General features: G+C 48.0%; 10 protein-coding genes. 1 reads left to right on the forward strand and 9 read right to left on the reverse strand.

Annotated elements, in window-relative coordinates:
- The 3 genes from HY811_11520 to HY811_11530 form a co-directional block, all read right to left on the reverse strand.
- Window positions 1-974: RHS repeat protein (locus HY811_11520; protein MBI4835429.1), on the reverse strand; the 974-nt coding region annotated here is incomplete at its 3' end.
- Between the two features lie 32 nt (window positions 975-1,006).
- Window positions 1,007-4,753 carry a hypothetical protein gene (locus HY811_11525; protein MBI4835430.1) on the reverse strand — a complete coding sequence of 1,249 codons (3,747 nt, stop codon included), beginning with the start codon at window positions 4,751-4,753 and terminating at the stop codon, window positions 1,007-1,009.
- A gap of 146 nt (window positions 4,754-4,899) precedes the next feature.
- On the reverse strand, window positions 4,900-5,238 hold the full coding sequence (locus tag HY811_11530) for a helix-turn-helix domain containing protein (protein MBI4835431.1): 339 nt from the start codon (window positions 5,236-5,238) through the stop codon (window positions 4,900-4,902).
- Window positions 5,239-5,393: 155 nt separating this feature from the next.
- Here HY811_11530 and HY811_11535 point away from each other — a divergent pair, with 155 nt between their 5' ends.
- Window positions 5,394-5,579 (forward strand): hypothetical protein, encoded by a 186-nt coding sequence (locus HY811_11535; GenBank protein MBI4835432.1) that lies wholly within the window; start codon window positions 5,394-5,396, stop codon window positions 5,577-5,579.
- Window positions 5,580-5,900: 321 nt separating this feature from the next.
- Here HY811_11535 and HY811_11540 read toward each other — a convergent pair whose 3' ends face one another.
- The 6 genes from HY811_11540 to gspG all read right to left on the reverse strand — a co-directional run bounded on the left by HY811_11540 (window position 5,901) and on the right by gspG (window position 13,886).
- Window positions 5,901-9,107, reverse strand: a complete 3,207-nt coding sequence (locus HY811_11540) for a hypothetical protein (GenBank protein ID MBI4835433.1) — start codon at window positions 9,105-9,107, stop codon at window positions 5,901-5,903.
- Window positions 9,108-9,305: 198 nt separating this feature from the next.
- Window positions 9,306-11,300, reverse strand: a complete 1,995-nt coding sequence (locus HY811_11545) for a sigma-54-dependent Fis family transcriptional regulator (protein MBI4835434.1) — start codon at window positions 11,298-11,300, stop codon at window positions 9,306-9,308.
- A gap of 97 nt (window positions 11,301-11,397) precedes the next feature.
- Window positions 11,398-12,510 carry a general secretion pathway protein GspK gene (locus HY811_11550; protein ID MBI4835435.1) on the reverse strand — a complete coding sequence of 371 codons (1,113 nt, stop codon included), beginning with the start codon at window positions 12,508-12,510 and terminating at the stop codon, window positions 11,398-11,400.
- Window positions 12,464-13,051, reverse strand: a complete 588-nt coding sequence (locus HY811_11555; protein MBI4835436.1) for a prepilin-type N-terminal cleavage/methylation domain-containing protein — start codon at window positions 13,049-13,051, stop codon at window positions 12,464-12,466. Before HY811_11555 ends, HY811_11550 begins: the two co-directional genes overlap by 47 nt.
- A complete protein-coding gene (locus HY811_11560; protein MBI4835437.1) occupies window positions 13,048-13,467 on the reverse strand; it encodes a prepilin-type N-terminal cleavage/methylation domain-containing protein in 420 nt (139 codons plus the stop codon). Before HY811_11560 ends, HY811_11555 begins: the two co-directional genes overlap by 4 nt.
- The gene (gspG, locus tag HY811_11565; protein ID MBI4835438.1) at window positions 13,464-13,886 is read right to left on the reverse strand and encodes a type II secretion system major pseudopilin GspG; all 423 of its coding nucleotides are present in this window, start codon (window positions 13,884-13,886) and stop codon (window positions 13,464-13,466) included. Before gspG ends, HY811_11560 begins: the two co-directional genes overlap by 4 nt.
- Between the last annotated feature and the right edge of the window lies 1 nt (window position 13,887).

A 13,887-nucleotide genomic window follows, 5' to 3' on the forward strand; every position in this document is an offset into this window, starting at 1 on the left:
ATTACGCCGGTTGCTGTATTCGTCTCCGTTATGAGGTTCCCTGCCCCATCGTATTTATCCACGAAGCCCACGCCTGATGAATCTGTCCAGCTCACGCACTGGTTCGCGTTATTATACGTATAATATGTGTAACTGGTAATCATCCCGTTATCCACGGTCATCATCGTCCGGTTGCCCGGCGCGTCATAGGTATAACCTTTCTGCTGCCACATCATCCCGCTCTGCATCGTCTCGGTCAGGACGCGGTATATCGCCCCGTAGGTATACGTCACCGCAATAGATGAGCCGCCGTTGTATTCAGCCATCGTCACACGGTTGCCCACCTTGTCGTGCGTGTAGGTGAAGGTTGAGATTGAGGTTGGGGTTGAGGTTGAGTTATAAACGCCCGTCAGCCACCTGGTCGTCGCGTCATAAGTATAGGTGACATAGGAGCTGTTGCCCAGAGTGATGGCTGTCCTTTGCCCCAGGGCGTTATAATCATATCCAGAGATATTGCCGGGCATGCCCGCAATCGCGATGGTTTTCAGGCGCTTGGCCTTGTCGTAGGTGTAGTTCTCCGTCGAGCCCAAAGCGGACAGCGTCTTCCTCGTCCCGTCATTCCAATATGTATAATCAATCACCTTAGCCGGATTATACATATAGTCGGTGACTTTTGTCAAGCGATTTAAGGCGTCGAACTCGTTCGCCGTCGAGGTATTGGTATCACTTATGTTGATAAGGTTGGAAACCGCATCATAAGAAGTTGATACCGTTGATAAGTCGGGATAAGTCTTCGTTATCAACCTATTATTCTTATCATACGTAGATTGTATGTTTATTCCCGCCCCGTCTGTTCGGCTGGTAACATTCCCATTAGCATCATATCCCGTATACGTGGTATTCGTGATTACCCCGGTGGGATTCGTGATGTCATATCCGGGCTGGTCGGTGCGCACTAAGCGGTGCTGGCTATTATATGTATAAATGGTCGGCACACTCGTCCCGCCTTTGGTATAGGTGAGCGAGGTCATTTATCGAAGTAGAAATAGGTTTGTTCGTTTAAGGTGCCCATCGGGTCTAAAGCGGTCAGATACACCTGCTTATTCTTATTATATTGGGAGGATACCATCTGGTAAGAGGAGGTCGCGGAATCAACCAATGTTTCCACATAGTGGATGGAGCGATCGCCCATGGCGTCGTAATAATATTTGGCGTCGGTCGTGGAGGTATTATTGATATAGGTTCGCGTTACCCGGTCTGCCGGGTCGTATTCGGTATAGGCCGTGGGCGCGGATATCGTGTTGCCCGGATTGACGTATTCGCCCGCATCGGCAACACCGTCGCCGTCGGTATCATACCAGGGGCCAATGACCTGGTTTCTTCTGCCGACTGCGTCATAGGCATAGGCAACGGTGATATTGCTCTGCGCCGTCCGGACATATTTCACCTGGTTCAGGTTGTCATAGGCAGTAACCGTGGCATAGCCGCGCGCGTCTATCGTCGCTGTCTGGCGGTCGAGGAGGTCGTAGACACTGCCGGTCGTATTGCCGGAAGCGACGTCGGTCGTGGTAATCAGGCGGTCTATTGAATCGTAGGTCATGGAAATGGCGTGGCCGCCGGAGTCGAGGATGCCGGTCTGGTTGCCGTTAGAATCGTAATAATAAATGGTTTCCGCATAGGACGGCGCGGAGGTCAACTGGCGCTTGGTCTTCCAGAGGCGTGCGTTTGTGTAATAGTAATATTCGGTGGTGGCGCCTGCCGGGTCGGTGCGCGATATCACCTTGCCCGCGGCGTCGTAGACGGTGGAAGAGGAAATTGCCAATCCGCTTGGGTCGGTGGTTTGGGAAGTAACGCCGCCCCAGTTATAAGTCCAGGCGGTGACCAGATTCAATCCTCCCACGGCGCTATCCACGGTGCGGGTCAGGACGCGGTCTAAGAGGTCATACTGGTTCGTGGTAACGACGCTGTAGGGGTCGGTTTCGGTCAGGCGGTTTCCGCGGTTGTCGTAGGTATAAACGGTGGCGACGTTGTTCGCGATGTAACTTGGATAATCTACGTTATAGGAAGTGGTTATCCAGCCGATGTCGTTGGTGACGCGTTCGCCGGTGACGAGTGAAAATCCGGTCGAGGTTTTGGAAACGGTTTCCTTTGTCCCGTAGCCCTTGGAGTTATATTCGTAGGTGGTAACGAGGTTCAAGTCAGCCGGGTCGCGGTGGTATTGGTAGAGCTGGCCGATGACCGCGGCATAGCTGGTGTTAGTGGAGGAATAATAATACCATGCGCTCGTGCGGTTCAAGCCGCTAGCGCCGGCATCTTCTATTTCCTGGGTGAGCTGTCCGGCGGTATTATAAGTGCGGGTGGTGGTGATGCCCAATGCGTTTAAGATGGTGGTGGGGAGATCCGGATTCGTGCTATCGGAGTAGGTATATTTGGTATTGGCGAGAGCGGCGTTGGTGGTGGAAAGGACATTGCCGCGCGAATCGTATGACCAGTAGGTCGTTGCGCCTGAGGGCTTGGTTTCGGTTATGACATTCCGGTAGCTATCAAATCCCCGGCTGGTTTCCTCATCTATCCAGCGCGTCCAGGCATCCAGCTGTGTATTGAAGTAAACCGTATCCACTTTATCATCACGGCCTGTGACGACGGCGTAATCGGGGCTCGCGTAATAAGCGATGCCGATAGCCTCGCTCAGCGGGCCGGTGATTGAAGTAACCTTGCCGGAGGTAAAGCTATAGGTGCGGCTGTCCAGGCTTCCGGGGAAGGTCTGGACGTTCATCAAGGCCGCGCTCCCGGTATAAGTCCAGCCGTATGACCATGAGGGGCTGGATTTCGTGGCGGAATCCAGACGATCGTAAGTGACGGTGAAACTGGTGGAATTGCTTTCCGGGTCAGAACAGTTTGTCATATAGTGGGAGCTGTGGGTAAAATCAATCTGCTCGCCGTTGGCGAGTGTTACATAGTCGAGGTCGCCTGAGGCATCGTAAGCGGCGGTGACGGTATGGCCGTTCAGGTCTTGGGCTTTATAGAATTTGCCGTTGGCGGCAAGGAAAGTGAGGGTGGTCCGGTCTTTATTGGTCAGGACGAAATTGCCGGTGGATGAATCTATGGCAATGGTTCGGTATAAGCCGTAATGGGGATAGGAAACCCAATGGGCGGGCGATTCGCCGTCTTTCCAGAAAAGGATTTCCCTGCCGGATTCGGTCACCTGGATTATGGAGCCGCCGGTCTGGGTGATGAGGCGCATGTTGAAGGTATGCGTCCAGTTGGCGCCCAGGGGTGTCACGGGGTTATCGGCCGGGGCGATGCTGTTATAATAGATAACGACGTTTGTCGGCAGTCCGTTAAATGGGATGATATTGGTAATCTGCACCGCGATATTGACGTTGCCGGAAGAGAGGTCTACGGTGGCGTTGGCATCCGTGATGCGGGGAGCCAGTCCATCCGAGCCCGCGCCGCGCGCCTGGGGCAGGGTGCCGTAACTCGAATAACCTACCCGCCAATCATGGAGGATGGGGGTATGAGAAGAGTCTTCGGTTAAAAGATTCGCCCGTAATTTTATTCCGGTGATGCCGCTGAAGGTCGAGGGGTATGCCTGGAAAAGATTAGTCCCGCTGGGGACATCATGCACCAGCAAGGAATTATCCGATGATTTCAGGACATCCACCGTTAAAATACTGTTGATAGTTGCGCTAAACTGCAAAATGCCCCAGAAATAGACGTTTGCCGGCTCGATTGCCGTGGAGGTAAAAGTGCCGGATGACGCATAGTTGACGCATTGGTCGCTCCAGAAATCCGTGCTATAACCGCGTAAGGCATAAAGAACCCCGTTTGCGAATGCCATGGCGCCGCCGGAATTGAGGTTCGAGGGCGTCCTGGTCAGGGTCGTCCATGAATTCCCGGAAATGGAGTAGGCCCAGAAATTATTCACCGGCCAGCTTGAATTATAGCCCTTAAAAGCGTAGATATAATCGCCGGAGCCGGGATAGGCCATGGCGCCGCCGCCGTTGACGGCTAAGGGGGCATCTTCCTTGGCGGACCAGCTATCCTGGGCTATGTCATACCGCCAGAACGTCTTGAAATTTGCGCCCCTTAAGGCATAAATATAACCGGCCGCATATACCAGCGAACCGCCTGCATTGACATTATACGGAGTCGATTCCACGGCTCCCCAAGAATTCTGGGAAATGGAATAACGCCAGAAGTCGGTGGTATTGCCGCCTCTTAATGCATAGATATAATCGCCGGAGCCCGGATAGACCAGGGCGCCGCCTGAAGCGACGTTATCGGATGTATCGCTCATGTCGGTCCATGAATTGCCGCTTATCGAATAACGCCAGAAGTCGGTAGTGGAGTTTCCCCTCAAGGCGTAGATATAATCGCCGCCCGTGGAAACCAGGGCACCGCCCCAGCCGACTTCAACCGGCGTATCTGTTTTGGCAGACCAGGAATTCCCGGAGATTGAGTATGCCCAGAAATTATCGGTTAAGTCGCCGCACAGCGCATAAATATAATCGCCCGAGCCGGGATAAACCAGGGCGCCGCCGTAATTGACCGTTGCCGAAGTAGATGCCAGGGCGTTCCAGTTGGAGCTGAGCGGGCTGGATGATAATACCACATCAGATGCGTTATTGGCCGGTGCGGTGTTGTTGAACGTCCCTTCGGTAAAGGTGGTTTGGGACCATTCATCTGCGCAAACTAGGGAACCCGCCGCAAAGGCGTAAAGGAACACCAGGGTAATTACCAGGGCCGTTGCCACTCCGGTTTTGTTCAACATACACATCCTCCTCTATAATATAAGTTTCAGGTTTAAGGTTAAAAGTTTCATGCTGGGAGCTTCTATGTTTGGCAAGTATACATCATTAATGGATTATGTCAATAGTCTAAATAAGATTTCCTGAAAAAAACGTACGGGATGATCCGTTACAGTCTATACAAAACTATTTCCCGCACCGTGCTGAGCGCGATATTCGTTCCGTTGTCATTAACCTTTTGAGTTACCCAATGATAATTCTGGTTTTTATCCCACAACCCTTTTATCTCATTGACGACAGATTCTTTGGTGGTCAGGGGATGGCTTTTGTGGGCGCGGGATAAATCAACTAGGCCTTCGATACCGTATTGGTCATAACGTCTTTTCCAGCGATAATAATAAGTGCGGCTTACCCCGAATTTGCGGCAGGCCTCGGAAACATTGCCGGACTTTTCCGCCAGCCGGATTAGTTCCAGGCGTTTTTGGGCTTTATTATCAAAGCCTTTCATGATTACCTTTCAAGCCACAGAATTGCACAGAAATACACCGAAGTATTCTCTTTGTGCCTTGGTGCTTTAGTGGCGTCTATTAATATGTAGCAAATATCGTGCCAACGGCGTTAGTTTTTAGCTTTTAGATATTAGTTGTTAGTTAACGGGTTGAAATGATTGGAGTTGGATTTACAAGTAGTTTTAGTTTCGGTGAAAATCCGGCAAAAACGGCCCTATTTTATGCACAAGTTCTTGTGCATCGTGCACAAGAACTTGTGCATTTTACCCCGGATAATCCGCTAAGGCCTAAGGACGAAAAGCAAGCCCTGTTCGGGGCAAAGGCGAAGGGAAACGGATAATTCAGGCATCAAACTTGGCAAGAAATGGCGTTTTGATGAGGCGATGCTGGTAAAATGGTTAAATAATAAAATGCTTAAAAACCTGAAATAATTATTTAATGCCTTATGGAAATCCGGTTTCGGTACCGTTCAGAAGTTGCTTCCAGATGTGAATTTATTTGTTTACTCCACCGGGCTTAGGATTTGCATGGCCTCGTTCACCGCGTCGGCTACAGGAACCGTTTTTTGCTTTGGTTGCTTGCGCCTATCAATATGTGCTGGCATAGATTAAACCTCCAGTTTAGAATAACAGGCACTGAACTCTCATCCTGAGATTCTGAATCACGGCACGCCTATGCACGTGGCATTATCGAACTCAAGATAACTACTATCCGCTATTTTAACTCCCGCCCTTTGTCCGCCGCCGATATCGCCGGATAGCTTATATACAATGTAATAAGTCTTGGTTGTGGTCGTTACCTGCCAGCTTTTCATATTGAGATAACACGTGCCGTTGGTGAAACTGCCTTTGGAGATAAGCGTATCACCGATATCCCAGAACCCGTTTCCGTTATTCTCACACCAGACCTGGATTTCTATTTTGTTATCGGGCACAGGTGTAGCAACGCCGGTAACACCTTTATCTATGCGGAAACGTCTCCACTTGGCGGTGCCGGAAATAGTTGTTGCGTTAAACTTAACAAAGGCGATTGACTGCCCCATCCTTACCGGCGTGCTGCTATTGATTAACATCGCCCAGTTTGAGGTGGAAACAGGAATACTGCTATAATAATCAACACCCCAAGCAGACAAAGTCGGGGTTTTGGTCGTATCTGAAGTAGAAAAATTACCGCGCAGTTTGATGCCGCTAATGCCGGCAAAGGTCGTTGGATATGCGCCTTTAAGGTCGGTCCCGGAAGGGACATTGGCAACAAGAAGCGAATCGTTTGACGAAGAGAGCACATCCACGGTTAAGATTGTATTAGTAGGCGAGGTTACGGTATAAGTTAAAAGGCTCCAATATTCGACACTGCCCGGAATTATAGCCTGCGATATGAAAGTGCCTGTGACGGCATATCCGCCGCTTAAAACTGTAGAAGCAACCGGAGTAGTGGTAGCGGTAATAGAAGTTCCTTCTAAACGAATACGCCCATTTCCGCCCGCTCCGCCATCATAATTACAGTTGCCGCCTGTTCCTCCGGTAGCAAGGACTAAATTATTCCCTAATGACATATTATCAGCGCATAATTTTATAGAACCGCCGGCTCCTCCTCCGCCGCCGCCTCCGAAACCATCAAAATCTCCTCCATCATAACTGTTGTTGCCATTATTCCCGCTGGCAGAAATATTACCAGAGGCATTTATTATAATAGAATTTGCGGCAACAAAAATAATTCCTCCGCCGCTGCCGCCATTTGCTCCGGCATCGCTACCGCCATCTCCACCGTTGAAAAAGCCGATGCCTCCTCCTCCCCCTCCTCCGCTGCCAAAGTATAATCTGGATAAATCCGCGACGCCATAAGTTCCGCCGCCGCCGCCACCGCCGGCATTAGCCGTGCCAGCCTGTCCATTTCCGCCTGCACCGCCATTGACACCTGCTCCCGATATCCCGTTATTTCCGCCCTGCCCTCCGCCGCCGACAGTCGCATATCCGCCGCCGCCACCGCCGGCCGCACTACCCCCTGTTGTATCTGAATAACTGCCTCCACCGCCTGCGCCGCCGCCGCCTGAATTACCGGCGGCTCCATTAGCAACAGACCAGTTATCATTATTTCCCCCTCCGCCACCGCCGCCTTGTCCTGATGTGCCAGCCGTTGCAGCATTATTTCCGCCATTCCCACCTACACCATTATAGGTTTCACCACCGCCGGCGTTAGATCCTCCATCCACCCCATTTCCTTTAGCATAACCAGTAGCCTTTATCGCTCCGTTTACGGTAACCGTACCCGTGGCCCTAAAGACAATAACTCCGCCTGTAGTCCCATTCCAAGCCGAGGCAACTAACATATTACCAGACGAATACCACAAATTACTCGAAATAGAATACCTGTAAAAGCCGGTGGCAGCGTTTCCTTGCAGGAGATAAATATCGTTATCCGCGCCATTGCGCAACATAAAACCGCCATAATTTACCGCGCCGGGCGCCGTGGTTAAGGTGGTCCAGGAATTACCCGCGATGGAATACTTATAAAAACCGGTGGAACCGTTCCCGGGCAGGACATATATGTCATTGGCCGCGCCATTGCGCAGCATAAAGCCGCCACCGCTTACCGCACCGGGCACCGCAGTTAAGGTAGTCCAGGAATTGCCCGCGATGGAATACTTGTAAAGACTGGTCTGACCATTTCCGCGTAGGACATATATGTCATTATCAGCTCCATTACGCAGCATAAAGCCGCCACCCCCTACCGCGCCGGGAACCACGGTTAGGGTAGTCCATGAATTGCCTGCGATGGAATATTTGTAAAAGCTGGTGGTATTATTCGCTGCCAGGACATATATATCATTATCCGCCCCATTGCGTATCATAAAGCCGCCATTGCCGACAAACCCGGGCACCACGGTTAAGGTAGTCCAGGAATTGCCCGCGATGGAATATTTATAAAAACTTGTGCTGTTCCCGCGCAGGACATAGATATCATTATCTGCCCCATTGCGCAGCATAGAGCTGCCAGTGTATATCGTCCCGGGTGCCACGGTTAATGCGGTCCAGGAATTGCCCGCGATGGAATACCTATAAAAATTGTTGGTATTGCCCCCGCGCAAGAGATATATTGCATCATCCGCGCCATTTCGTATCATAAATCCACCGCTGGCTGACCCTAAAGGCTGAGGGGTTAGGGCGGTCCAAGAATTACCCGCGATGGAATATTTATAAAAACCGGTGGAACCGTTCCCGGGCAGGACATATACATCATTATCCGCGCCATTGCGCATCATACGACCGCCGTAGGATACTATCCCAAGGACATTAGCCATAGGGGTATTATTAATGGTTACATTGGTATAATTCGGCACGCGTTGGACTACTATTTTCTGGGTTGTGCCATTATAACCGTTTGTGAGGTTGCTATCCACTGTAATAGAACTGCCTGTGGGTAATGCGGTAATTCTTTTGAATTCATATAATCCGACATTAGCGCTATCTCCGGCCGTTCCTTTGAGATTGATGATAATAATTTCGTCGCCGATATTGAATCCGGCAGTTCGGGCAACGCCGGAAGAGACAGTCGCCTGTCCCGAAGCGATATTATTCGTAATTTGCCAGATGACGCCATCAGGCGCGGTCCGCCCTCCATTTCCCACGGTATTGATATTAATGTCAAAATTACCGTCAATATTTGCTATTCCATCAGCACCATTGCCTTTATCAATTTGACCGCCGGATAAAAGGGTTACGTCAGCCGCGCCGGTGGTGGTTATGGTATTAGTAAAAGAGCCGTTGGTAAAAGTGATTTGTGACCAGTTGTCGGCGTAGAGAAGAGGGGAAATCACCGCAAAGACACAGAGAACACAGAGGAAACCGCTAACTAAAGTCCACTTTTTCATGAATTACTCCTTGTTTTAGTTGCCGAAAGATATCTACTGAATAAATGTATAGCAAATATCGTGCCAACTATTATGAATCTCACGATAATTATTTCTCATCCTAACCTCTTATAAGTTAAGACGATAGGAAGCAAGGCAGAATTGAGGCACGGAGAGGAAATGCCCGAAAACTGATTGGGATATAAACAAAGTTTATAGCTATAAACTTCGTTTATAAGTAATAGGATAAAGCCCTAATTGCTTTAATTTCTTGAGAAGTCCGCAGTAAGTATAACCCAACTGGCGCGCAGATTGGCTGATATTACCTTTAAACAAATCCAGGTTTTCCCTGATAAACTCTTTTTCCATTTCTCGCATTGTTAGCTTGCCCGCCTGATTACATAAACGATTTCTCATATTGGTTGACCGGTAATCCCTGATAACATTGGATAACATAGCCACATCTATCAATTTAACATCTTTATACAATGTAAGAATGCGTTTTATCTCGTTTTCCAACTCGCGGATATTTCCGGGCCAGGGATAGGCGGCCAGAAGCCGGAGAGTGTCGGGCGAGATTTCCGGAAAACCGGAGGCCATAGATTTTAGATTATAGTGTTTTTTGAGGAAGTGTTGGACAAGGGCTGGAATATCATCTTTTCGGTCACGCAGTGGCGGGAGGTTAATAACAATCGTATTAATTCGATAAAATAAATCTTCACGGAAAAATTTATTATTTACCATCTGTTCAACATCCTGATTGGAGGCAAAGATAAAACGGGTGTCCACCGGGGTAGGTTTCTGGGCGCCTAAACGCCAGAGAATTTTTTCCTCGAGAACCCGCAGGAGTTTTTGTTGCATTGATGAGGACATATTTGATATTTCATCTATAAAAAGAGTCCCTCCGTCAGCTAATTCAATATAACCCTTTTTTTCTTCGATCGCGCCGGTAAAAGCGCCTTTGGTGTGCCCGAAAAGGGTGCTTTCGACAAGCGTTTCCGGAATAGCATCGGAATTAAAGGGTAAATACGGTTTGTTTGCCCGAAAGCTATTCTGGTGGATACTATTAGCAATAAGCTCTTTGCCCGTGCCGGTTTCGCCCTGTATCAGAACCGGCAAATCCGTAGGCGCAATCTTTTCTAACAGGGTAAAAACTTCCTGCAACAGTTTGGATTTTCCGATGATTATGGATTTATAATTTAATGTTTCATAACGGCGGGTAAAGTTAACGGAAATGTTTTCATGATACGGCGAAGGAGAATCAGCTAATCGACGAAAGAAAGAATCTAATTCCTTTGTTTCCTCATAAAGCCAGACAGTGTCTATCTTTCTTAAAACAGGCCTGATGCCGATCTCTATTTTATTTGCTTTGTCAGGACTGTTTTTAAGGAGATAACATTTGCTTAATAACAGCGATGCGGCACAGATAATTTCATTAGATTTCATCTTTCGGGCGTCTTTTAAAACCAATTGCAACACAGTAATCGCATCATCATATTTGGTTTCCAGTAAGTCAACCTTAACAAGGTGTAATTTCGTTTCCAGTATCATTTCCACTGCTTCGCCGGAATGACCGAGTTCTTTACATATATTAAGACCCTCTTGCATCGCATTGCGGGACTGGGTGTATTGTTTTTTAAGCATTAAATATTCGCCCTTAATATGCTGATAATAGACCAATGATTTTTTTTCCCGCCATAAAATATCACGGTAGGGGGCTATTTTATCTTCTATTATCTCCCTGACCTTGTTCAAGTCATCGGCGTATAAATAACAATGCGCTAGATTAAGCAAAGTAACGAGATTCATTACCTCATCCATTGGGGGTGTCTTAGTCCCATATTTCTGAAAGTATTGCTCAACTTTCTGCAATTGGGATAATGCGTGTTTGGTGGAACGCAAGGCAAGGAAACTGTTAGACAGTATAACCGATGTGTATGCCAGATCAGCGGGAGGGAGGGAGTGTTTAAGCGCGGTCAAATACGCCTTATATGATAAGTCAATAGAACGAGAATATGACCCTTGTATATAATAAACATGGCCTAAATAGCAATATAAAGAATATAGTTCGTATGGCGAATATGTAAAAGAAGAAATATTTTCTAAGGCGATTTCACCGTGGCGTTTTACTTTCGCCCAATCTTTGTTTTCCCGCGCTAATTTGATCAGGGCTAAACAATTAGACAACGACTTACATTTTAATCTCTTTGGCATGGTTATATTTATACAGAATAAAAATAGTGATTGTCAAGGGAAAAGGATTATCCCGCTTTGCGGGATTCCGAAGGCGCTCACCAACCACCTGAAGCCCCTATTCCTGCCAGAAGACAATGCCGCCGCCCCGGCGGACGACACAGGTAATCTGGCGCGTCTTTTCGTTAACCGTTCCCTTTGCCTTTATCCTGAAATATCTTGATTCGACCGTAATCAAATCCTGAATAACCAAATCATTTAGTTTGGCGGATTCATCCCCGCTTAAAGGCTCAACCTGGCTCAATAGCGCCACGATTCCCTCGGTTTTCGTGACAATATTATCATCCTCTGTCCCGATGGCATTATCCTTGCCCAGCCTGAAGCGGGATATTTTCCTTATGAGAGATGCCGGCAATCCCAATGCAATAAGGCTCTGTTCTGTGGCGGTGTTAATATTTATCCGGCCGCTGCCGTAAACCGTAATCGTATCTTTGATTTTCCTGTAAATATCTGCCGTTACGCCCTTTACCAGCATCAACTCTTCGGGAATATCAAAAGCGGCGTTTTTGCAGGAATAAGTCGCCGTGATGGATTCATATTCTTTGGCTTCCGCACCGTAAGGCCTGATAGCGTCATCCGCATCGCGCCAGTCAATAATGCAATCAGCCAGCGAAGTTGCCTGGAATTGCTCCAGCCCAACTATCTCCTTGAAAAGGGTTTCTAAAACGGTCGGTCCGGCTTTGTTTATATTAATCAAACGCTCTTCATCAGCACAGCCGTATAAGATTGTTGACCCTTCCCCTGGCGCGGGATATTCGTAGCTTACCTCGGCCATGCCGTCTCCGCCGATTTCTATGTTATTAAACTCTTCCGGATAATTGCTCCATCTTTCATTCAAGCAGTCGTATTGGGATGACGCGGCTTCCTTATGGATTTCCGCAATCTCCTTATTCAGGGCGCCTAAAGCCGACAGGTATGCACGGTTGCTATCCCGCAATATCTTAAAAGATACAATCCGGTTGGAAACTATCATGGAAAGCCCGATAACGAAAATTACCAGTGCGCTGATTATCCAGATGGTAATAACCAGGACACTCCCCTTTATCCCGCCGCTTTTAGCGAGCCTCTCGCCTCGTCTCGGCGGAGCGGGCGCCTCTGGCTGGAGCGTAGTTGAAAGCGCTCCGCTATCTGGGCAAAGAGATAATCCTTGTAATAATTTCTTCAGGTTCATTCTTTATTGCCTTTAATGTTATTTCGACCTTGATGGCGCTGGGTTTGGCATCTTCTTTAGCTTCATCAAGCCAGCTTGATTCCTTCGCCTCGGCATCAAAATAGCGGTAGGAAAAAGCCACTGATTTAACGGGATTAAGCAATTCCCGCGAAACCGGTTCCTCATCACGGCCGTAAACCAGGACATTCCGGTAAAGAATCTCTTTTTCCTTGTCAAATGTATAAGTAACCTCGGCAGGCATATAAATATCCAGTGTTTTCCCCTCATCGACCGGTCGGACCAGCAATGGGAAGGAAAGAGAATCCGCTCTCCCTGTAAACGTAATCGGAGAGAAAGATATTTCATTCCTTATTTCCTTTGCCAGCCGTTCGGTTGCCAGGATAGCCGGTTCTTTGGCATATACGTTACGGGTAACATCCCGCCAGAGCCTTAACCCATCGGTCAGCGCCGAATATATAGCCATAAGAACCAGCGTAATTAAAACAGAACTGACTATGAGTTCCAATAAAGTAAACCCGTTACGGCATTTTGTTAATTTCATTCGGTATTTAATGCTTTTAAATATGTGGTGGCAGTAACATTGCCTTTACGGCGGCCATGTTCCCAGTCAAGCTTTATGGTGATTTCCTTGAGGCTTTTATAATCTTCCACGTCGTTTTCTGTAAATTCCCATTTGAAATAGCGGTTGTTTTCCTTCAGCTCTCCGGAAAATGTATCTATCTTGAATTCGTCAGGCTGCATCAGGGCTTCCTGGACTTCCCACATCTTTTCAAGAGCGAGTAGTATTGAACGGTTATGGCTATCCATCCGGGCAAGCGTATCCGAAATGCTTATAAAAGAAGAATAAATACTAACCACCCCAACGGACACGATGATTAATGCAACCAGGACTTCAATGAGGGTAAATCCCTGTCTCGACAAGAGGCGGGGCTTTTCAGATGTTGTTTTTCGCATCATTTCGGTTTGGGCGGCCATTTGACGTCGTCTTCTGTCCCGTCTTTACGGTCTTTTCCAGCAGACCAGATATCAAAATCCTTATTGGCTTCAGAAGACGGATATCTATACATATATTTTATTCCCCATGGATCTAAAGGTTCTCGATCCAGATAAGGCCCTTGCCAGTTTGGACAATCAGCAGGTTTATTTCTTAACGCATCCAATCCTTCTTCACTTGAAGGAAAACGTTCGTTTTCTATTTCAAACCTGTTTAACATTGAAGCAATAGTTGCCATATCACCTTGTGCTATTTTCTCCTTAGCCGGGCTTATAATTCCGACTAATTTAGGACCGACCATCGCAGCCAATGCACCGATGATGATGACTACAATCATCAGCTCTATCAAAGTAAATCCCAGCGTCCTATTAGTGTATCGCATA

This window comes from Planctomycetota bacterium (assembly GCA_016207825.1).
In the GTDB taxonomy this organism is placed as follows: domain Bacteria; phylum Planctomycetota; class MHYJ01; order JACQXL01; family JACQZI01; genus JACQZI01.